At 70.5% G+C, this 21,378-nt stretch carries 20 protein-coding genes; 14 read left to right on the top strand and 6 right to left on the bottom strand.

Annotated features, from left to right (window positions below):
- The first annotated feature begins 168 nt into the window (after positions 1–168).
- The 3 genes from ABD655_RS03730 (at position 169) to ABD655_RS03720 (ending at position 2,427) form a co-directional block, all read left to right on the top strand.
- A complete protein-coding gene (locus tag ABD655_RS03730) occupies positions 169–1,032 on the top strand; it encodes a spermidine synthase (protein WP_344711705.1) in 864 nt (287 codons plus the stop codon).
- Positions 1,033–1,353: 321 nt separating this feature from the next.
- Complete coding sequence (locus ABD655_RS03725) at positions 1,354–1,881, top strand: hypothetical protein (protein WP_344711703.1); 528 nt, start codon at positions 1,354–1,356, stop codon at positions 1,879–1,881.
- A gap of 54 nt (positions 1,882–1,935) precedes the next feature.
- Positions 1,936–2,427, top strand: coding sequence for a SprT-like domain-containing protein (locus tag ABD655_RS03720; protein WP_344711701.1), 492 nt, complete (start codon positions 1,936–1,938; stop codon positions 2,425–2,427).
- 146 nt (positions 2,428–2,573) lie between these two features.
- Here the strand turns inward: ABD655_RS03720 and ABD655_RS03715 are convergent, their stop codons facing one another.
- A complete protein-coding gene (locus ABD655_RS03715; RefSeq protein ID WP_344711699.1) occupies positions 2,574–3,206 on the bottom strand; it encodes a 2-phosphosulfolactate phosphatase in 633 nt (210 codons plus the stop codon).
- Positions 3,207–3,242: 36 nt separating this feature from the next.
- Between ABD655_RS03715 and ABD655_RS03710 the strand changes: the two genes are divergently transcribed.
- Entirely contained in the window at positions 3,243–3,740 is a 498-nt protein-coding gene (locus ABD655_RS03710) for a hypothetical protein (RefSeq protein WP_344711698.1), read from the top strand.
- Positions 3,741–4,141: 401 nt separating this feature from the next.
- Here ABD655_RS03710 and ABD655_RS03705 read toward each other — a convergent pair whose 3' ends face one another.
- From ABD655_RS03705 to ABD655_RS03695, 3 genes are all read right to left on the bottom strand, one after another.
- The gene (locus ABD655_RS03705) at positions 4,142–5,590 is read right to left on the bottom strand and encodes an ABC transporter permease (RefSeq protein WP_344711697.1); all 1,449 of its coding nucleotides are present in this window, start codon (positions 5,588–5,590) and stop codon (positions 4,142–4,144) included.
- The gene (locus ABD655_RS03700; protein ID WP_344711696.1) at positions 5,587–6,372 is read right to left on the bottom strand and encodes an ABC transporter ATP-binding protein; all 786 of its coding nucleotides are present in this window, start codon (positions 6,370–6,372) and stop codon (positions 5,587–5,589) included. The genes ABD655_RS03705 and ABD655_RS03700 overlap by 4 nt, the downstream gene beginning before the upstream one ends.
- A 227-nt stretch (positions 6,373–6,599) precedes the next feature.
- On the bottom strand, positions 6,600–7,634 hold the full coding sequence (locus ABD655_RS03695) for a diacylglycerol/lipid kinase family protein (protein ID WP_344711694.1): 1,035 nt from the start codon (positions 7,632–7,634) through the stop codon (positions 6,600–6,602).
- A 183-nt stretch (positions 7,635–7,817) separates the two neighbouring features.
- Between ABD655_RS03695 and ABD655_RS03690 the strand changes: the two genes are divergently transcribed.
- Positions 7,818–8,504, top strand: a complete 687-nt coding sequence (locus tag ABD655_RS03690; protein ID WP_344711692.1) for a hemerythrin domain-containing protein — start codon at positions 7,818–7,820, stop codon at positions 8,502–8,504.
- Positions 8,505–8,507: 3 nt separating this feature from the next.
- Here ABD655_RS03690 and ABD655_RS03685 read toward each other — a convergent pair whose 3' ends face one another.
- Together ABD655_RS03685 and ABD655_RS03680 are read right to left on the bottom strand one after the other, a co-directional pair.
- Positions 8,508–9,164, bottom strand: a complete 657-nt coding sequence (locus tag ABD655_RS03685; protein ID WP_344711691.1) for a response regulator — start codon at positions 9,162–9,164, stop codon at positions 8,508–8,510.
- 40 nt (positions 9,165–9,204) lie between these two features.
- A complete protein-coding gene (locus tag ABD655_RS03680) occupies positions 9,205–10,368 on the bottom strand; it encodes a sensor histidine kinase (RefSeq protein WP_344711690.1) in 1,164 nt (387 codons plus the stop codon).
- Between the two features lie 230 nt (positions 10,369–10,598).
- Between ABD655_RS03680 and ABD655_RS03675 the strand changes: the two genes are divergently transcribed.
- The 9 genes from ABD655_RS03675 to ABD655_RS03635 all read left to right on the top strand — a co-directional run bounded on the left by ABD655_RS03675 (position 10,599) and on the right by ABD655_RS03635 (position 21,102).
- Positions 10,599–11,447: a nitrilase-related carbon-nitrogen hydrolase gene (locus ABD655_RS03675; protein WP_344711689.1), complete on the top strand. Its 849-nt coding sequence runs from the start codon at positions 10,599–10,601 to the stop codon at positions 11,445–11,447.
- A gap of 175 nt (positions 11,448–11,622) precedes the next feature.
- Complete coding sequence (hydA, locus tag ABD655_RS03670; RefSeq protein ID WP_344711688.1) at positions 11,623–13,059, top strand: dihydropyrimidinase; 1,437 nt, start codon at positions 11,623–11,625, stop codon at positions 13,057–13,059.
- A gap of 25 nt (positions 13,060–13,084) precedes the next feature.
- On the top strand, positions 13,085–14,101 hold the full coding sequence (locus tag ABD655_RS03665; RefSeq protein ID WP_344711687.1) for a TIGR03842 family LLM class F420-dependent oxidoreductase: 1,017 nt from the start codon (positions 13,085–13,087) through the stop codon (positions 14,099–14,101).
- An 11-nt stretch (positions 14,102–14,112) separates the two neighbouring features.
- Positions 14,113–15,054: an ABC transporter permease gene (locus ABD655_RS03660; RefSeq protein ID WP_344711686.1), complete on the top strand. Its 942-nt coding sequence runs from the start codon at positions 14,113–14,115 to the stop codon at positions 15,052–15,054.
- Complete coding sequence (locus ABD655_RS03655) at positions 15,054–15,896, top strand: ABC transporter ATP-binding protein (protein WP_344711685.1); 843 nt, start codon at positions 15,054–15,056, stop codon at positions 15,894–15,896. The genes ABD655_RS03660 and ABD655_RS03655 overlap by 1 nt, the downstream gene beginning before the upstream one ends.
- Complete coding sequence (locus tag ABD655_RS03650; RefSeq protein ID WP_344711684.1) at positions 15,893–16,732, top strand: ABC transporter permease; 840 nt, start codon at positions 15,893–15,895, stop codon at positions 16,730–16,732. The genes ABD655_RS03655 and ABD655_RS03650 overlap by 4 nt, the downstream gene beginning before the upstream one ends.
- A 97-nt stretch (positions 16,733–16,829) precedes the next feature.
- Positions 16,830–18,002, top strand: coding sequence for an ABC transporter substrate-binding protein (locus ABD655_RS03645; protein WP_344711683.1), 1,173 nt, complete (start codon positions 16,830–16,832; stop codon positions 18,000–18,002).
- Between the two features lie 143 nt (positions 18,003–18,145).
- Complete coding sequence (locus ABD655_RS03640; RefSeq protein ID WP_344711682.1) at positions 18,146–19,468, top strand: aspartate aminotransferase family protein; 1,323 nt, start codon at positions 18,146–18,148, stop codon at positions 19,466–19,468.
- Between the two features lie 101 nt (positions 19,469–19,569).
- Positions 19,570–21,102, top strand: coding sequence for a CoA-acylating methylmalonate-semialdehyde dehydrogenase (locus ABD655_RS03635; protein WP_344711681.1), 1,533 nt, complete (start codon positions 19,570–19,572; stop codon positions 21,100–21,102).
- Positions 21,103–21,378 lie beyond the last annotated feature (276 nt).

Genomic DNA, 21,378 nt, shown 5'->3' with positions numbered 1-21,378 from the left:
CGGGCGGTCGGGGCGCAGGTTTTTCACGCCGCCTCGCCCGCGAGGGGTGTGATGCTACGACGCTACCCGGGCGGGACTCCGATGAGCATTACGCCTGAGTCTCGATTGTGTTTCGGCTCACGCGAAGGTTTTCGCGTGGCGACGGCGTGCGCGGGATACCTTGGGACCATGGCCCGCGCCCGGTTCGAGGAACCTCCCGCGTCCGTGCGGCTGTCGAACGGCACCCTCGCGCACGTGGTCCGCTCGGCGTACGCCGGCGGCTGGGAGCTGGCCGTGGACGGCACTCCGCAGTCCCACGTCGACCTGGACGACCCGACGCACCTGCACTTCGAGTACGTCGCGCGCATGGGCGCGGTGATCGACCAGCTGCGGATGCCGCGCCAGCCGCTCACGGCCGTGCACCTCGGCGCCGGTGCCATGACCCTGCCGCGATACGTGGATGCGACCCGGCCGGGTTCCCGTCAGCAGGTCATCGAACTGGAGCCCGCGCTGGTCGAACTCGTGCGGAACGAACTGCCGCTGCCGCGCGGCGCATCGATCCGGGTGCGGATCGGCGACGCGCGAGAGGGGCTCGGACGACTGCCCGCCGCTCTCGTCGGAAACGTCGACCTGCTGATCTCGGACGTCTTCGCCGGATCGCAGACCCCCGCCCACCTCACGACCGTCGAGTTCTACACCGCTGCGGAGCGGCTGCTGGCGCCCGAGGGAGTGCTGCTGGTGAACGTCGCCGACGGTGCGGGACTCGCGTTCGCGCGTCGGCAGATCGCGACCGTGCGGGCGGTGTTCCCGCACGTCCTGGTCCTTGCCGAAGTGCAGGTGCTCAAGGGCAGGCGTTTCGGCAACCTCGTGATCGCGGCATCCCCCTCCGCCCTGCCCGACCAGTGGCTGCCGCGACTCATGGCCGCAGGTCCGCACCCGGCGAAGGTGGCGCAGGGCGCGGAGCTGGACGAGCTCGTGCGCGGTTCGCGCGTGGCGACGGATGCCGATTCGACGCCGTCGCCCAAACCCGCCGATTCCGTCTTCCAACGCTGACCGGCGCTCCGTCGGTGGGCGCGAGGGGGGACGCACGGGGGGCTTCGCGAAGGACCGACGGTGCCGCGCGAGCCGCCTCGCGAAGTACCGAAGGCGCCGCGCGAGCCGCCCCGCGAAGTACCGAAGGCGCCGCGCGAGCCGCCCCGCGAACGGCCGAAGGCGCCGCGCGAGCCGCCTCGCTAAGTACCGAAGGCGCCGCGCGAGCCGCCCCGCGAGGCCGAACACGGCGTGTCCCGGCTGTCGACGGCGTGCCCCCGGCCGGAGTTCACGGACCCGGGGCACACTGGGAGAGCGAGCCTGGTCGCGCGGAGAGGAGTCGAAGTGAGCTACATCCTCGGGTATGACCCCGACACCCTTCGTGAGCAGGTCGATCCTCGCGCATGCAAGGACCGGCTGGACGAGATCGGCGAGCAGCGGAGCCTCCCCGCGCTCCTGGAGCGCGTGTGGCTGCTGAAGGTGCTGGACCGCCTGGAGGACTCGCTCGTGCTGTCCGAGGAGTCGGTGCGCGTCGCCCGCATGGCCGGCACGCGCAAGGACCTGCTGCGGGCGCGCGTCCTGCACGCGTCGGTGCAGCACTTCCGCGGTGCGTTCGCCGCTGCCGAGCAGGAACTCTCCTCGTGTGCGTACGAAGCCGAGGGCAAGGAGTGGAACGCGATCGCCGCGTTCGCTCTCCAGCACCGCGGCAAGGTGCACTACGACGCCGGCGACTTCGCCGCCGCACGCACGGACTTCAAGCGCGCGCTGTTCCTGCGTCAGGAGTCCGGCGCCACCGACGACCAGCTCGAGTCGACCCTGCTCGCGATCGACGCCGCAGACCGCCGGCGCCCGAGCGCGGTCGTCGCGAGCTGAGCCCGCGCGTTCCTTGATCCGTCGAGTGTCGTAGGCACGTTCTACCTTCCCTCCATGTCAGAACTGCATCGCGTGCGCGTCTGGGCAGACGCGCTGATCGCCCGTCACCTGGACGCCTCATGGTCGTTCGGGTTCGACAACGCCAAACGACGCGCGGGCCTGTGCGACTACACGCGCAAGCGCATCAGCGTGTCGCGATACCTGGCCGCGCGCTACGACGACGACACCAACCACCAGACGCTGCTGCACGAAGTCGCCCACGCGCTCGCAGGCGCGACCGCGGGGCACGGGCCGCGGTGGAAGGCGGTCGCCCGCGACCTCGGCTACGTCGGCGGCACGACCCACCACGGCGAGACGGCGGTCGAACTCGCGCCGTGGATCGGCGTCTGCCCCGCGGGGCACCTCGCCTATCGGCACCGCCGGGTCACGCGCCCGACCTCGTGCGCGAAGTGCGCACCGCGCTTCGACGAGCGCTTCGTCTTCACCTGGACGCGCCGCGAGATCAGCCCCGCCGCACGACTGGCCGCGATGACACCGCGGTCGTAGCCGGGGTTCTGGGTTCGGGGAGTCGCGGGGTGTCACGGGGCGTCGCGGGGCATCGGGGGGACAGGAGATCTCGCTGGCTCAGGACGATCCGCGCCGAATCCTCCTGACCTCGCGATCTCTCCTGACCCGGTCGAGGCGGACGTGCGTCAGAGGGGGCCGAACACGCCCTCGCGCAGGATCGGAACGACGGATGCCGCGTCGACAGCGGCCGCGGCATCCACCTCGTCGCCGCGTCCGAGCCCAGCCAGTTCACGGCCGGATCCGCCGGCGGTCAGCAGGTGCCGCGTCGCGCGGCGCAGGGCGCGGAATGCTTCGCCCGTGACCGCCGCCTCCGGCGACGAGTGATCCAGCCCGAGGGTCGCGAGCGCATCGATGATCGCACCGGCGCCGAGCTGATCCTCGACGGCGAAGCGCACGCTCGACCCGGCTTCGCGTGCGCTCCTCTCGCCGGCCGCCACGACGTTGACGCTGGTGCGTCCCGCGCGCCGCTGCTCCGCATACACGGCCGCGGCCACCGCCGACGCGTTTCGCAGCGCGCCGAGCAGCACGACCGCGCCGGTGTCGGCAGCGGCTGCGGCGACGGCGGCGCCGTTGATCGATGAGGCGAAGGCCGCGGCATCCAGGCAGAAGGCCGCATCGTTCTCGAGCGCCCGGATGACCGTCGTGGAGAACCGCAGCACGTCCACGACGACCACGACATCGGCGGGTGCGAGGCGTGCGAGGCCTTCGAGGCCCCAGTCGAGGCGCACCTGGTAGGTGGACTGGTCGAAGGGGGGCACCGGTCCAGCGTAGGGGGCGGGTGCGAGACTGGGACGATGCGCATCCTGCTGAAGATCGTCATCGACTGCGATGCGGATGCCGCATGGCGGGCCGTGCACTCCCCCCGGGCGGTGGCGGAACTCTACGGCCCCCTGATGGACCTCGCTCCGGTGGTTCCGTCCGGTCTGCCGACGGCGTGGGAGCCGGGCGGTGACGTCCCGGTGCAGCTGTCGCTCGGCGGCGTCCTGCCGCTGGGCCGACAGCTCATCCAGGTCAGCGACCGGTTCGTCGATGACGCGAACGGGGCGGTGCGCATCTTCCGGGACAGCGGCATCCCCCTGACCGGCCCGCTCGCGAGCCTCGACGTGTGGGATCACCAGATGGCGATCGCCCCGGCGCCCGGGGACCCGGCGAAGACCCTGTGGCGCGAGCGCCTCGTGATCGGCGGCCCGACCGCGCTCGCCCTCTGGCCGGTGCTATGGGCCACGTGGCAGTGGCGGGCGGCGCGCATCCGGGCGATCGCCCCGACCTGGGCCCACGATCCGGAGCCCTGACCCCCGCGCCCGGCGCGGCTCGCGAGAGTGCACGTCCCGATCGCGAGAGTGCACCCCACGCCCCCGAGAGTGCACTCCCTGCCCGCGAAAGCGCATGGCCTGCCCGCGGCGCTGCATGGCACGAGCCACCCCGGCTGCCGGGACCCGCACTCCCGGCAGCCGCAGCGTGCACTCTCGCCCACCCGGACATCCACCCCCGCCAACCCCGACATGCACCCCCGGCAACCGCAGCATGCACCCTCGGCAGCCGGGACATGCACCCCGGGCAACCGCAACACCCACTGTCGCCAGCCCGGACACGCACCCCAGGCAACCGCAGCACCCACTCCCGCCAGCCCGGACACGCACCCCCGGCAGCCGGGACATGCACTCTCGCCAGCCGGGACATGCACTCTCGGCGGCTACTCGGCGAGCGCCTCGACCGGAGCCACCCGCGTGGCCAGGCGCGTCGGAACGACCGCCGCCACGAGGGTGAGCACTGCCGTCGCGACCACGATGATCGCGACCGGGATCCACGGGATCGCCGGGGCGACGAAGGTCGGCGACTGCCACGCCGGCGGCATCGCCGTCGACCCGAGCAGCGACTGCGCACCCGCCCAGCCGTAGACCGTGCCCAGCACGAGCCCGGTGATCACCGCGGCGACGGTGATGTGCGCCGCCTCGAGCAGCACCATGAGGCGCACCTGCCCGGTCGAGACGCCCAGCGAGCGCAGCAGCCCGAGCTCTCTGCGCCGCTGCACGACGCCGATGGTCAGCAGGTTCACGAGCCCGACGGCGGCGATGACCGCCGACACCGCGACCAGGCCCATCATGACGCCCGAGAACGTGTCGATGATCGAGGCGAACTCGGGCTCGATCTCGCCGCCGGATGACGCGGCGATCACCGACTTCACCGTCTCCAGCGCCACGGCGAACATCGTCACGAGGGTCACCCCGATCACGACCCCGATCGCCATGCGACTGGAACGCCCCGGGTACCGCAGCGCGTTCTCGGCCGCCAGCCGGGCGGTCGCCGAACGTCCGAACATCCGGCCCACCAGACGCAGCACCGGCGGAATCACCAGCGTCGCGCCGACTGCCAGCCCGGTGAACGACAGGATGCCGCCCACGAACGCCACGATCACACCCAGCGGTGTCACCAGGCCGACGACGACGCCCCCGGCCAGCAGCGCACCGCCCGAGAGGAACAGCACGATCGCGCCGGCATTGCGGCCCTTGCGTCCGGCGATCGCGTCCCGGGAATCCTCCACCGAACCACCGAGGGCCTGCAGCGGCGTGACGGTGAGCACGCGACGCGAGCCCACCCAGGCAGCGGCCCATGTGGTCAGGGCCACGATGACCGCGGGGATCAGCAGTACGCCCTGCACTACGTTGTACTCGACGTCCGCGGCACCGAGCGCGCTCGTGGCGAGCAGAACACCGCCGGCCGCCACTGCCGTGCCGGCGATGAGGCCGAGCATCGCGCCGATGGCTCCGACCACGAGTCCCTGTTGCGCGACTTCGGTCCGCTGCGACCGGGCCGACGCGCCGATCAGGCGCAGCAGCGCGATGCGCCGCGTCCGACCCGCCACGACGGTCGAGAACGTGTTCGCGGTGACGACCGCCGCGACGTACACCGCGACGGCGACCAGAAGCACGGTGAGGATCGAGAGCACGAACGCGAGCGTCTCGCTGTCCCCCAGGAACGGATCCGCCCGCAGGAGCGCCGCGATGTACCCGGTGGCACTGAGCAGCACGACACCGAACGCACTGGAGATCCCGGCGACGAGGATGCTCGCGCCCATCCCCCGCTCCGCCAGCCATGCGAGCCTGGCCGACCGCGGCATCCGCTCGAGCACGACGGCGGTCATGACGCGACCGCCGCGGGCTCGTCGATGTCCCGCTCCGTGGCCAGCATGTACGCCGAGATCTCCTCCGCGCTCTGTCGGGGCTTGTCGGCGACGATCCGGCCGTCACCGAGGAAGATCACCCGATCGGCATGGGCGGCCGCGACCGGGTCGTGCGTCACCATCGCGATCGACTGACCGTGATCCCGGCTCGCCGCCGCGAGCAGTCCGAGCACCTCGCGGCCGCTGCGCGAGTCGAGGTTGCCGGTCGGCTCGTCGGCGAAGACGAGGTCCGGGGCGGTCGCGAGCGCACGGGCGATAGCCACGCGCTGCTGCTGCCCGCCGCTCAGCTGGTGCGGGCGGTGCTGCAGGCGGGGTCCGAGCCCCAGCGTCTCGATGAGCCCATCGATGCGGGCACGCTCCGAGGCGGTCGGGCGGCGTCCGTCGAGGTCGAACGGCAGCAGGATGTTGGCGAGCGCGTCCAGGGTCGGCACCAGGTTGAAGGCCTGGAAGACGAAGCCGACGCGCCGTCGGCGCAGAATCGTCAGCTCGAGGTCGGAGAGCGTCGTGATGTCGGTGTCGCCGATCCACGCGCGTCCGGAGGTCGCGGCATCCAATCCCGCCATGATGTGCATCAGCGTGGACTTGCCCGAGCCGGAGGGTCCCATGATCGCGGTGAACTGGCCACGCCGGATGCCGACGCTGACCTCGTCGAGCGCGTGCACGGCGCTCTCGCCGCGCCCGAAGGTCTTGGTGAGGCTCTGCACCCGGGCGGCGAGCCCGAGATCTGTCGATGTGAGGTTCATACCTTCGACGCTACGAACCGCCGCCGTTCGACGCGTCGGCCGCGAGATGGCATCCGCGTACATCGCGAGGATGACGTGTCGTCGAAAGTCGGGGACGAAATCGCCGCACGCCCGCACCGATCGGCCGAGACCTCGCATTTCTCCCCGCGGTTTGACGCGCCGGCGCGAGCACCCCGTGCCGGACGACGCCGGCGCGATCACCCCCGTGCCGGCGGGCGCCGGCGCGATCAGTCGTGCGGCGCGTACACGCGCAATGCCCGCGGGACGATGCGGCACGACAGCGTGTAACGACCGTCGGGGCCGACCGCCGGCCGCCGTTCGAGCTCGCCGTCGTGCGCGTAGAACGTCGCCGACCCCGCGCGCGGACGCACCGACACGGCGATCTCGGTGGTGGTGATGTGCTGGATATCGGATGCCGGAGGCAGCAGTCGCAGGGCACGCAGCACGACCCGCGTCCGCCGCCCGAAGGACAGTGCCGCCACCGCCTGCGCGCGCGACCCGCGGGCATGCAGGACCCGAACGTCGAGCACGTCGTCCGAGAGCGTGCGCCGCTGCATCGTCGCCACCTGCCCCGGGGTGTTGCGCCCGATGCCGGCGAAGACCGACCAGACCCGCGCCCGCTTGCCCTCGATGACGATGTCGATCGCCTCGGCCCGGCGTAGTTCGCCCCAGGTCGCGACGATCCCGGCGATCCACTTTCCCAGTCGCGGCCGCCGTCGGGCGCGCTCGGCGACGAAGTCCGGATAGATGCCGATGGATGCCGCGTTGAGCACGGTGGAGGTGCGACCTCCGGCGGTCAGTTCACCCACTGTCGCCGCAACGCCCGTCCCGGTCTGCAGCGCATCGATGGCGATCTCGACGCTGTCGATGCCCGCGGCGCGGGCGAAGTGGTTGAACGTCCCCCCGGGAAGCGCGAGGACCGGCAGGTCCCGCTCGAGCGCGAGGTGGGCCATCCGCGCGACGGTCCCGTCACCGCCGTACACGCCGAGCACGCGCGGCGGGTCCTCGCCCGACATCGCTTCGTCCACCGCATCGTCGACCGTCTCGTCCTGCTCGAGTTCGCGCAGGACGGCACGCGGCAGTCTCTCCGCGATCAGCGGCCGCGGGTCGGCGCGCACCACGGCGGTGCCGGCATCCTTGTTCATCACGATCAGCACACCGGAGCCGTCCGCCGACGCCGGCAGCTCGATGCGCTGGGCGACGTCGGGAACCTCGTCGTCGCCACCCGTGGTGTCGGCGGAGAGCGGGTCGATCGTCGGCATAGTGCCGAGGCTACTTCGGTCCGGCGCCACGGAACCGAAACGGTAGCGAACCCGAACCGAACCCCGACCCGAACCCGCACCAGGACCCGCACCAGGACCCGCCCCCGCCCTCCGCGGTTTCGACACTTCCGCGTGTCGCCCGGGGGGTCTATCGTCGCGACAGACACAGAGTCAGGAGGCCCGATGTCCGCGACCGCCCTGCCGCCCAGCGGCGACGTTCCGGCACCGAAGACGTGCGACGCGAGCGGCATGATCGAGATCCATCGGATGTTCCGGCGCGGTTTCGGCGAGGGCCCCGCGCTGGTGCGGCTCGTCCCCGAGGGCGACACCGCCCGCGCCGCGGCCGTCGCCACGCAGCTCGAGACGCTGTCGCTGGGTCTGCACGCGCACCACGAGGGCGAGGACGCCCGGCTCTGGGACGCGCTCGACGAACGCGCGCCCTCCTGCGCCGTGCACGTCGAGCGCATGAAGGCGCAGCATGCGCAGCTGCTGGTGCACCTGACGGCTCTGGACGAATCGCTGCCCGCGTGGCGGGCATCGGCCAGGAGAGCGGATGCCGAGCCCGTGCTCGCCGCGCTCCAGGGCGTCAACGCCGCCATCGCCGTGCACCTCCCCGACGAGGAGGCGAACATCGTCCCCGTGATGGAGTACACGATCACCGAAGCCGAAGTGCAGTGGTTCTCCGATCACGGGCGCCGGTCGATCCCCAAGGGGCAGACCTGGCAGCAGCTCGGCGAGATCCTCGCGTCGCAGCCCGATGGCGGGGACGAATGGCTGCACAAGCACATGCCGGCGCCGGCGCGACTGGCGTGGCGGTGGGTCGGCCGGCGCAAGTACGCCCAGCACCGGGCACGGCTGGAAGGGCGCTGACTGCTAGGTCAGTCCGTGCTCGAAGGCGAAGACGACCAGCTGCACGCGGTCGCGAAGCGCGAGCTTGGAGAGGATACGGCTGATGTGCGTCTTGACGGTCGCCTCGGACAGGAACTCGCGGCCGGCGATCTCGGCGTTGGAGAGCCCGCGTGCGGCGAGCGCGAAGATCTCCCGCTCGCGATCGGTCAGGGTGCCGTACGCCGGCGGAACCGGCCGTGGCGCAGCGCTGGCGAAGTGGGCGAACAGCTCGCGGGTGGCGGATGCCGCGATCACGGCCGATCCGGAGTGCACCGTGCGGATGGAAGCGAGCAGGAACTCGGGGTCGGCGTCCTTGAGCAGGAAGCCGCTCGCGCCCTGGCGGATCGCGCGCGCCGCGGCTTCGTCGAGGTCGAACGTGGTCAGCATGACCACGCGCGGCGGGTCGGCGCCGAACGAGTCGTCGCGCAGCAGCTCGGCGGTCGCCTCGAGCCCGTCCATGACCGGCATCCGAATGTCCATGAGCACGACATCGGGCCGGGTGGCCCGCACGACGGTGAGCGCCTCCCGGCCGTTGGCTGCCTCGCCGACGACGTCGAGGTCGGCCTGCGAGTCGACGAGCATGCGGATGCCCGCGCGAAACAGCGCCTGATCGTCGACCAGGACCACGCGGATGCCGCTCACCGGTGGCACCCGGACCGGCGCCGGGGCGCTCGCACGATCCTCACAGGCCCGCCCCCCGCCCGATCGGCAGTTCGGCCCCGACCACGAAGTCGCCGCCGGAATCCGCCGCGCTGAGGTGGCCGCCGACCAGGTGGGCCCGCTCCCCCATCCCGAGCAGCCCGTGCCCCGACTCTCCCGGATGATGACCCGGCCGCAGCCGGTTGCGCACCTCGAGCGCGACCCGGTCGGGATGCCACGCGAGCGTCACGGCGACCGGCGCGCCGCCGCCGTGCCGGAGCGCGTTCGTCAGCGCCTCCTGCAGGATGCGGTACACCGCCAGCTGCACGGACGCCGGCGGCTGGCCGAGAGGTGCCGGGTCCACGTCGATGTTCAAGTCCACGCCCGCCGCGCGCACCTGGGCGTACAGCTCCTCGAGGTCGGCCAGCGTCGGCTGCGGGCCGGCGGGTTCGCTGTGGCGCAGCTGCGTCAGCAGCACCCGGACGTCGGCGAGCGCCGCCCGCGCGATCGTCGAAATGGTCCCCAGCGCGGCGGTGGCCACCTGAGGATCGGATGCCGCGGCATAGCGCGCCCCGTCCGCCTGGGCGATCACGACCGCCAGCGAGTGGGCGACGACGTCGTGCATGTCCCGGGCGATCCGCACGCGCTCCTGCTCGATCGCGGCATCCGCCTCGGCGACCTCCTGCGCTTCGCGGTTCAGCCGGGCGCGGAGGGCGGTGCGCACCAGGGCGCCGACCGTCCACGCCAGCAGCAGCGCGAACGCCGCCGCGACCAAGAGCGCCACGGCCGCCGAGATGGTGCGCGGCGACAGGTCCCCCCCGCCGATGATCGACGCGGAGAACAGGTAGACGGTGATGACGATCGCACCGAACACCGCCGACGCGAAGCCGGCCCAGTACACCCGCGTCGTGCCGTACGCGGCGGTGGCGTACAGGACGCCGAAGATCGCGACGTCCGCCGCCGTGGGCGGGCGTCCCAGGGACATCTGCACGATGGCCCCCGCCCACGCCAACCCCAGGGCGATCGGCGGCGACCACCGGCGGATCGCGAGTGCCGCGGCGAAGATCAGGACGATCGTCACGCCGCCCAGAATGCTCCCCTCCGAGACGTCGCCGACCGCGAACTCCAGCGGCAGCGCGACGGCGAGGAACGCCGCCGCGACGACGAGGTCGACCACGACCTGATATGTCTTGAGGGGGCGGAACACGGCTTCACGCTACGGGAGACGCAGTGCCGCGGCATCCGTCTTCAGATGTATCTGCAAAACGCTTGCCGGGGATCACCCTCAGGCTTTACTGTCCGGACACAGGCTGAAACCGACGGGAAATGTGCGGGCACCAAGATCGACCCGCGGGGAAGATCCCACCGGCACCCGAACCGGTCCCGACGGCATCGGCGGAAAACGGATCAGCGACGGACGGACGGACGGAGACCGGCATGACGACGGTACGCGCGGCGATCACCCAGACCACCTGGACAGGCGACAAGGAGTCGATGCTCGACAAGCACGAGCAGTTCGCTCGGGATGCCGCGGCCCAAGGGGCGCAGGTCATCTGCTTTCAGGAGCTGTTCTACGGCCCCTACTTCGGCATCACGCAGGACAAGAAGTACTACGACTACGCGGAGCCCGTCGACGGGCCCATCGTGACGCGGTTCGCGGCGCTCGCCAAGGAGCTGGGCATGGTGATGGTGCTGCCGATCTACGAGGAGCAGCAGACCGGCGTGTACTACAACACGGCCGTCGTGGTGGATGCCGATGGCACCGTCCTGGGCAGCTACCGCAAGAACCACATCCCCCACGTGGAGAAGTTCTGGGAGAAGTTCTACTTCCGCCCGGGCAACCTCGGCTACCCGGTGTGGGACACCGCGGTGGGCAAGATCGGCGTCATCATCTGCTACGACCGGCACTTCCCCGAGGCATGGCGAGAGCTGGGCCTGAACGGCGCCCACCTCGCCTTCAATCCGAACGCGACCAAGCCCGGGCTGTCCAACCGCCTGTGGGAGGTCGAGGGGCCCGCCGCCGCCGTGGCGAACGGGTACTTCGTGCTGCAGCCCAACCGGGTCGGCCTCGAGGACAACGAGTACGGCGATCAGGCGGTGAACTTCTACGGCACCAGCAACGTGATCGACCCGCGCGGCAACTTCGTCGGGGAGCGCGGCTCGGGCGAGCACGAGGAGCTGCTCATCCGCGACCTGGACATGAACCTGGTGCGCGAGATGCGCGACGACTGGCAGTTCTACCGCGACCGCCGGCCCGACACCTACGGCGAGATCAGCGCACCATGACCGCGCCGCCGCCTCTCCGCCCCCGCTCGCCTGTCGCAACACGCCGGCGCGGGCGGCGGAACGTGACAGGCGAACCGGGTGGGCACTCCCGCCACCCCCGCTCGCCTGTCGCAACACGCCGGCGCGGGCGGCGGAACGTGACAGGCGAACAACAGGCAACGAGGGAGACTGAGGGATGACGACCACACTGATCACCGGCGGAACGGTCGTCTCGGCGACCGGGCGGTCGCAGGCGGACGTGCTCATCGACGGCGAGACCATCGTCGCGCTGCTGCGACCGGGCTCGGAGCTACTCGGGACGGATGTCGCGGCATCCGTCGACACTGTCCTGGACGCGACCGGCAAGTACGTGATCCCGGGCGGCATCGACGCGCACACGCACATGGAGCTGCCGTTCGGCGGCACCGCGGCGATCGACACGTTCGAGACCGGCACCCGGGCGGCCGCCTGGGGCGGGACCACGAGCATCATCGACTTCGCGGTGCAGCGCTCCGGCGAGCGCATCCAGGACGGTCTGGCCGCCTGGCACGCCAAGGCCGCGGGCAACTGCGCGATCGACTACGGCTTCCACCAGATCATCGGCGGTGTGGACGAAGACGCCCTCGCCGCGATGCCCGGCCTCATCGACGAGGGCATCACGAGCTTCAAGCTGTTCATGGCCTACCCGGGCGTCTTCTACTCGGATGACGGGCAGGTGCTGCGCGCGATGCAGGTCTCGCGCGAGACCGGACTGCTGACCATGATGCACGCGGAGAACGGACCCGTCATCGACGTGCTCGCCGCCCAACTGGTCGCCGAGGGCAAGACGGACCCGTACTTCCACGGCATCGCCCGGGCGTGGCAGATGGAGGAGGAGGCCACACACCGCTCGATCATGATCGCGAACCTCACCGGCGCGCCCCTCTACGTCGTGCACGTGAGCGCGAAGCAGGCCGTCGCCCAGATCGCGACCGCGCGGGATCGCGGACAGAACGTGTTCGGCGAGACGTGCCCGCAGTACCTGTATCTCTCGCTCGAGGAGCAGCTCGGCGCCTCCAGCGAGGAATGGGGCCGGTTCGAAGGCGCGAAGTGGGTGTGCTCCACGCCGCTGCGTTCCCGCGCCGAAGGCCACCAGGACCACATGTGGCAGGCCCTGCGCACGAACGACCTGCAGATGGTCTCAACCGACCACTGCCCGTTCTGCATGAAGGATCAGAAGGAGCTCGGGCGCGACGACTTCCGCGCGATCCCGAACGGCATCGGGTCCATCGAGCACCGCATGGACCTCATGTATCAGGGCGTCGTGACCGGAAAGATCACACTCGAACGCTGGGTGGAGCTGACCTCGACCACGCCCGCGCGCATGTTCGGGCTGTACGGCCGCAAGGGCGTCCTGCAGCCCGGCGCCGACGCCGACGTGGTGATCTACGACCCGAAGGGCCACACTTCGATCGGGCTGAACAAGACCCATCACATGAACATGGACCACTCCGCCTGGGAGGGCTTCGAGATCGACGGTCACGTCGACACCGTCCTCTCGCGGGGCAAAGTGATCGTGGACGGCAACGAGTACCTGGGGGCCAAGGGCGACGGGCGATTCCTCAAGCGCGGCCTGAGCCAGTACCTCACATGACACATGACTGACGGGAACGATTGACATGGACTTCGGCGTTGTTCTGCAGACCAACCCGCCCGCCGCCCGCACGATCCAGCTCGCCAAGCTCGCCGAGGCGCACGGATTCAACCACGTGTGGACATTCGACTCGCACCTGCTGTGGCAGGAGCCGTACGTCATCCACTCCGCCATCCTCGCCGAGACCAAGCGGGTCACCGTCGGGCCCTTCGTCACCAACCCCGCGACGCGCGACTGGACGGTGACGGCATCCGTCTTCGCCACCCTCAACGAGATGTACGGCAACCGCACCATCTGCGGCATCGGCCGCGGCGACTCGGCGGTGCGCGTCACCAACGGCAAGCCGGTGACGATGAGCGAGCTGCGCGAATCGATCCACGTCATCCGCGAACTCGGCAACTCGCGGGCGGTGGAGTACAACGGCGCCACCGTGCGGTTCCCGTGGAGCCGGGGCTCCGAGCTCGAGGTGTGGGTCGCCGCCTACGGACCCCTCGCGCTGAAGCTCACCGGCGAGGTGGGCGACGGGTTCATCCTGCAGCTGGCCGACCTCGACATCGCCGCGTGGATGATCAAGACGGTGCGGGATGCCGCGGCCAATGTGGGCCGCGACCCCGACTCGATCGCGTTCTGCGTGGCGGCGCCGATGTACATCGGCGACGACTGGCAGCACATGCGCGACCAGTGCCGCTGGTTCGGCGGGATGGTCGGCAACCACGTGGCGGACATCGTCGCCAAGTACGGGCACCACGGCGCGGTGCCCGACGCGCTCACCGACTACATCGCCGGACGCCAGGGGTACGACTACAACACCCACGGCAAGTCCGACAACGACCACGTCGATTTCGTCCCCGACGAGATCATCGACCGCTTCTGCATCCTCGGCACGGCGGACCAGCACATCGCCAAGCTCGAGAAGCTCCGCGCGATCGGGGTGACCCAGTTCGCGGGCTACCTCCAGCACGACAACAAGGAAGAGACGCTCCGTGTGTACGGCGAGACGGTCATCCCGGCCCTGTCCGAGCACATGAACGCCAAGGAATGACGCGCCCGCCCATGACGACGACCCTGGAGCCGATCCGCGAGCAGCCGGTGCCGCCGACCCGCGCACGATCCGCGCGCACGGGTCGGCCGCGCGCCCTGTCGGCGTGGGCATGGGGTGCCGTCGGGGTCCTGCTGGTCGCCCTGGTGTGGGAGCTGTACAAGCTCCTCGGGCCCGCGGACGGCGTCGTGATCCTCGGGTTGCGCGTGCTGCCTCGGACCACCGACCTGGCGATGCCGCACATCTGGGACATGATCGCGCGACTGATCGCGCCGGTCACCCGCGCGGAGGGCTCCCCGCCGCTGTGGGGGGTCATCGCGATCGCCGCGCTGACCACCCTGGGCATCGCGGCGGTGGGCTGGATCGTCGGCGTCGTCGTGGGCATCGGCCTGGCTCTGGTGATGCAGCGCTGGCGCCTGGTGGAGTGGGGCCTGCTGCCCTGGATCATCCTCAGCCAGACGGTGCCGCTGATCGCGTTCGCGCCGATCGTGAAGAGCTGGGGTTCGCGGGTGGAGATCGGGCCGGTCCAGTGGCAGGACTGGATGTCGGTCGCGCTGATCGCCTCGTACCTGGCGTTCTTCCCGGTCGCGGTCGGCGCGCTGCGTGGTCTGCAGTCCCCCGATCGCATCCACACCGAGCTGATGCGCACGTACGCCGCCGGCTACTGGCAGACGCTGCGGCGACTGCGGTTTCCGGCATCCGTCCCCTACCTGCTGCCGGCCCTCCGCCTCGGCGCGGCCAACGCCGTGATCGGCGCCGTCGTCGCGGAGGTCTCCACCGGGCTGCAGGGCGGGATCGGACGGCTGCTGATCCAGTTCGCCGGCCAGGCGTCCGGCGATCCGTCGAAGGCGTGGGGACCGATCTTCGGATCGATCGCCCTCGGACTGGTCGCGGCCGGCGCGGTGGCGATGCTCGGACTGCTGTTGAAGGATTACCGACGAGGAGAAGCGACCTGATGGCCGTTGGACACGCGCAGCACGACTCGACGGAGGCCACCGGCACGCACTCCGTCGTCGTACGGGACGTCGCCAAGACGTTTCCCACCAAGACGGGCGACGTCAGCGCGCTCCAAGGCATCGACCTGACCGTCGCGGACGGCGAGTTCGTCGCGCTGATCGGCCCGTCGGGATGCGGCAAGTCCACGCTGCTGCGCCTGATCGCCGACCTCGATCCCCCCACGGCGGGCACGATCGAGGTCTTCGGCAAGCCCGCGGACCGGGCACGCCGGGATCAGGACTACGGCATCGCGTTCCAGCAGGCCGGCCTGCTGCCCTGGCGGACGGTCGCGGCCAACATCTCCCTCCCCCTCGAGCTGCACGGCGTCGGCGCGGCGGAGCGCAAGACCCGCGTGGCCGAGCTCGCGGAACTGGTGGGGCTCACCGACTTCGCCGACCGGCATCCGGATCAGCTCTCCGGCGGGATGCAGCAGCGGGTCGCGATCGCGCGCTCGCTGGCCGAGCGCCCCCGGCTGCTGCTGATGGACGAACCGTTCGGCGCGCTGGATGAGATGACCCGCGAACACATGCAGACCGAGCTCTCGCGCATCGCCGCCGAGACCGGCGCGGCCGTCGTGTTCGTGACGCACTCGATCCCCGAGGCGGTGTTCCTCTCCGACCGCGTCGTGGTGATGTCCCCCCGCCCGGGCCGGATCACGCACATCATCGAGACCGGGTTCGGGAAGGATGCCGCGCGCGACGAATCGCTGCGCGAATCACCCGCGTTCTTCTCCCGGGTGACGGCGGTTCGCGAAGCCCTGCACGGCACCCCGGTGCCGACCGGCGGCCGGGAGCTGCGATGACCACCCTTCGACAGGCTCAGGGACCCGGAGCCGGCGCCCGGGAAGCGCCGGCGGGCTGGAGCCCGGCGACCGAGCGGCGCCTGCGGGTCATCGCGCCCATCGCGGTGGGGCTGCTGGGGCTCGGGACGTGGCAGTTCCTGGTCAGCGTCGTCGGCGTCTCCGACTACCTGCTGCCCAGTCCCGCCGCCATCGCGGCGCAGTTCGCCGAGTTCGGCGGCGCCATCTGGCAGGCGGCCCTGATCACCGGGACCAACGCCCTGATCGGCCTGGTCGTCGGCACGATCCTGGCGATCGTGCTCGCCGCGCTGGCATCCCGCTGGCGGGCCGTCGACGGGATGTCCGCGCCGATCGTCGCATCCCTGGCCGTCGTGCCGATCGTCGCACTGGCTCCCGTGCTGAACTCGATGTTCGGCGCCGACAGCCAGTTCGGTCGACAGGCCATCGCGGCTCTGGCATCCTTCGTCCCCGTCTTCCTCAACACTCTCCGCGGCCTGCGCCAGACTCGGCCGGTGCATCGCGACCTGATGCGCAGCTACGCGGCCACCGGCGCGCAGTCGTTCCGCACCGTGACCCTCCCCACCGCCCTGCCGTACCTGCTCACCGGTGTGCGGATCGCCAGCTCGCTCGCCGTGATCTCCGCGCTCGTCGCGGAGTATTTCGGCGGCCCGCGGGGCGGCCTGGGCAGCGCCATCTCGACGTCGGCGGCCACGAGCGCCTACGCCCGCGCGTGGGCGTACGTGGTGGCGGCGATCGTCGTCGGCCTGATCTTCTACCTCGCCACGGCGCTCGCCGAGCGCCTGGTCTTGCGCCGCATCCCGGTCGGAGGCGTGCAATGACGCGCTCTCCGCAGGATGCCGCGCCCCCTCGTCCTCGCCCGGCGAGGTCGGATCCGCACCACCGCAGCACTCCGCAAGAGAACCCGAAAGGAACGACATGAGACACAGCACACGTCGCGGCCTCACGAGGCGCGCAGCAACGGCGGGCGCCTTCGCGCTGTCGGCCGCGCTCATCCTGACCGCCTGCTCGGGCGGAGGCGGCGCATCGCCGACCTCCGACGGCGGCGAGGACGGTGAGCTGACCCAGGTCAAGCTCCAGCTCCAGTGGCTGCCCCAGGCGCAGTTCGCCGGCTACTTCGCCGCGGCCGAACAGGGCTACTTCAAGGACGAAGGACTCGAGGTCGAGATCATCCCCTCAGGCGGGGACATCGTGCCGCAGGACGCCCTCGCCAACGGCGACGTCGACTTCGCGGTCGCGTGGGTGCCGAAAGTGCTCGGATCGATCGAGGCCGGCGCCAACCTCACCGACATCGCGCAGATCTTCCAGCGCTCCGGGACGCTCCAGGTGTCGTGGGCGGACTCGGGCATCGACTCGGTGGCCGACTTCGAGGGCAAGAAGATCGGATCGTGGGGCTTCGGCAACGAGTGGGAGATCTTCGCGGCCATGGCCGCCGAGGACCTGGACGCGAGCACCGTCGAGATCATCACGCAGGACTTCAATATGAACGCGTTCCTGCAGAACGACATCGACGCCGCCCAGGCGATGACCTACAACGAGTACGCGCAGCTGCTCGAGACGGAGAACCCCGAGACCGGCGAGCTCTACCAGCCGGACGACTTCAACGTCATCAGCTACCAGGACACCGTGGGCGCCATGCTGCAGGACGCGATCTGGGCCGACACCGAGCGGCTCGATTCGGATCAGGAGTACGCCGACACGGCCGTGAAGTTCCTCAAGGCCGTCATCAAGGGATGGGTGTACGCGCGGGACAACGCCGAAGAGGCCGCGGCGATCACGATCGCCTCCGGCTCCGCCTGGGGTCCCAGCCATGAGCTGTGGATGATGAACGAGACCAACAAGCTCATCTGGCCCGCGCCCGAAGGCATCGGCATCATCGACGAGTCTGCGTGGAAGCAGACCGTCGAGGGCGCGCTCGCCGCCGTCAACGAGACCGGCGCGCACCTGATCACGAAGCAGCCGCCGGCGACCGCGTGGAGCAACGAGTTCATCCAGAAGGCGCTGGATGAGCTCGAGGAGGAAGGCGGCATCGACCTGACCGGCGAGGGCTTCACGCCGATGGAGGTCAAGCTGGAGGCGGGCGGCAACTAGCCGAACACCGGATGCCGGTCGCTGAGCGCGCGCGTGCCGCGGCGCTCAGCGGCCGGTTCCGAGTTGCCAATCGGTCGCCGAGCGAGGAGCGTGGCCGTAAGAGACGAAGAGACTACGGAAAGCCAGACGAAAAGGACACGACGATGACGACGACATCCGCCACAGACCTGGACGAGACCACCAAGCAGCTCGACCGGGAGTACGTCTTCCATTCCTGGTCCGCGCAGGCGTCCCTCGACCCGATGGTCATCGCCGGCGGCGACGGCACCGTCGTCTGGGACCATGCCGGCAACCGCTACCTGGACTTCTCGAGCCAGCTGGTGAACGTCAACATCGGGCACCAGCATCCCGCCGTCGTCCGAGCGATCCAGGAACAGGCGGCCGTCCTTTCCACGATCGGGCCGGCGACCGCCAACCTCACCCGCGGCCAGGCCGCGGAGCGCATCGTCGCGCGCGCCGGGGCACCGTTCTCGAAGGTCTTCTTCACCAACGGCGGTGCGGACGCCATCGAGAACGCGATCCGGATGGCGAGGCTGCACACCGGGCGCGACAAGGTGCTCTCGACCTACCGCTCGTACCACGGCAACACCGGGGCGGCGATCGTCTCGACCGGGGACTGGCGCCGCATCCCGAACGAGTACGCACGCGGGCACGTCCACTTCTTCGGACCGTACCTGTACCGCAGCGAGTTCTGGTCCGACAGTCCCGAGCAGGAGAGCGAACGCGCCCTGCACCACCTCGAGCGGGTCATCCAGTCCGAGGGCCCGAGCGGCATCGCCGCCATCCTGCTGGAGTCCGTGCCCGGCACCGCCGGCATCCTGATCCCGCCGCCGGGCTACCTGGCCGGAGTCCGTGCGCTCGCCGACAAGTACGGCATCGTGCTGATCCTCGACGAGGTGATGGCGGGCTTCGGGCGGACCGGCCGCTGGTTCGCCTTCCAGGGGCACGACGTCGTACCCGACCTGATCGCCTTCGCGAAGGGCGTCAACTCGGGATACGTGCCGGTGGGCGGTGTCGCGATCTCCGAGGAGATCTCCGCGACGTTCGACGAGCGGGTCTTCCCCGGGGGACTCACCTACAGCGGCCACCCCCTGGCCGCGGCATCCATCATCGGCGCACTCGACGCGATGGAATCCGAGGGTATCGTCGATAACGCCCGCCGCGTGGGAGCGGACGCGATCGGCCCCGCCCTCGCGGAGCTGCAGGAGCGGCATCCGCTCGTCGGAGAGGTCCGCGGCGAGGGAGTGTTCTGGGCGATCGAGCTCGTGGCCGACCGCGCGACGCGCGAGCCGGTCGCGGCCGGTGTGATCGGGCAGCTCAAGAAGGAGCTCGTGACGCGCGGCCTGCTGCCGTTCGCGGCGGACAACCGCATCCACGTCGTACCGCCGTGCGTGGTGACCGACGACCAGGTCGCTCAGGCGATGGAAATCTACGACGAGGCGCTCACCGCCGTCGAACGCGCCTGACCCGCGCCCGCGAGGCGGGCGAACTACCGAGACCAACGACGGCGATTTACGCTGGTCGTGCACCCGTGGCCCAAGAGGCCAGGAAGAGAAGGAAACACACCATGACCGACACGACCACACTCGAGCAGACGAAGCAGTCCGCCACCACGATCCTCGACCACTGGGTCGACGGAAAGACCTGGGCAGGCTCGTCCACCCGCACCGCGCCGGTGTACAACCCGGCGCTGGGCACCGTGCAGCGCGAGGTGCGCCTGGCCTCCACCGCCGACGTCGACCAGGCCGTCGCCTCGGCGTCCGCCGCCTGGGCGCAGTGGCGCGATTCGTCGATCTCGAAGCGCACGGCTGTGCTGTTCGCGTTCCGCGAGCTGCTGAACGCTCGCAAGCAGGAGCTCGCCGAGATCCTCACCTCCGAGCACGGCAAGGTGCTCTCCGACGCCCTCGGCGAGATCGCCCGCGGCATGGAGGTCGTCGAGTTCGCGTGCGGGCTGGGGCACCTCACGAAGGGCGCGTACTCCGAGAACGTCTCGACCGGCGTCGACGTGTACACGCTCAAGCAGCCGCTCGGGGTCGTCGGGATCATCAGCCCGTTCAACTTCCCGGCGATGGTGCCGCTGTGGTTCTTCTCGATCGCGCTCGCCGCCGGCAACGCCGTGATCCTGAAGCCCTCCGAGAAGGACCCGAGCGCGGCGAACTGGATGGCCGCACTGCTGAAGGAAGCGGGACTGCCCGACGGCGTCCTGAACGTCGTGCACGGCGACAAGGAGTCCGTCGACGCGCTGCTGGAGCACCCGGACGTGCGGGCGATCTCGTTCGTCGGGTCGACGCCGATCGCGAAGTACGTGTACGAGACGGCGACCGGGCACGGCAAGCGCGTGCAGGCTCTCGGCGGCGCGAAGAACCACATGCTCGTACTGCCGGATGCCGACCTCGACCTCGCCGCGGATGCCGCGGTCAACGCGGGCTTCGGCTCGGCCGGTGAGCGTTGCATGGCCATCTCGGTCGTGCTCGCCGTCGACACGATCGCCGACGAGTTCGTCACCAAGGTCTCCGAGCGCATGGCGACGCTCCGCACCGGCGACGGCACCCGCGGCTCCGACATGGGACCGCTCATCACCGAGGTGCACCGCGACAAGGTCGCGTCGTACATCGACGTCGCCGCTGCCGACGGCGCGTCCGTGGTCGTGGACGGCCGCGGCATCGAGGTGGACGGCGACCCGGACGGCTTCTGGCTCGGACCGACCCTGATCGACAACGTGCCGACCTCCTCCTCGGTGTACCTCGATGAGATCTTCGGCCCTGTGCTGTCGGTCGTGCGCATCGACGGATACGAAGAGGGCCTCGGCATCATCAACAGCAGTCAGTACGGCAACGGCACCGCGATCTTCACGAACGACGGCGGCGCGGCCCGGCGCTTCCAGCGTGAGGTGCACGTCGGCATGATCGGCATCAACGTGCCGATCCCGGTGCCGGTCGCGTACCACTCGTTCGGCGGCTGGAAGGCGTCGCTGTTCGGCGACGCGAAGGCATACGGCCCGCACGGCTTCGACTTCTTCACGCAGGAGAAGGCCGTGACTTCGCGCTGGCTCGACCCGTCGCACGGCGGACTGAACCTGGGGTTCCCCCAGCACGACTGATCCGGCCCACCCGTCCGCCCCGCTGCCCGGGGTGCACGCCCGGGTCGCGAGGGTGCACGCCCCGACTGCCGAGAGTGCACGCCCGGCTGCCGAGAGTGCACGTTACCGCCGCCGAGGGTGCACGTCGCCGCCCACGAAAGTGCACGTCCCGCTCGCGAGAGTGCATCCCCTGCCCCGAACTTGCACGTCCGGGGCGGAGCGACGTGCACTCTCGCAAGCAGCAACATGCACTCTCGCGAGCCGGGACATGCACTCTCGCGAGCCGGGACATGCACT

Origin of the sequence: Microbacterium terregens (genome assembly GCF_039534975.1) — a bacterium.
Lineage (GTDB): Bacteria > Actinomycetota > Actinomycetes > Actinomycetales > Microbacteriaceae > Microbacterium > Microbacterium terregens.
The sequence above is the reverse complement of the archived record's forward strand: the minus strand, read 5'-3'. Positions and strand labels throughout refer to the sequence as shown.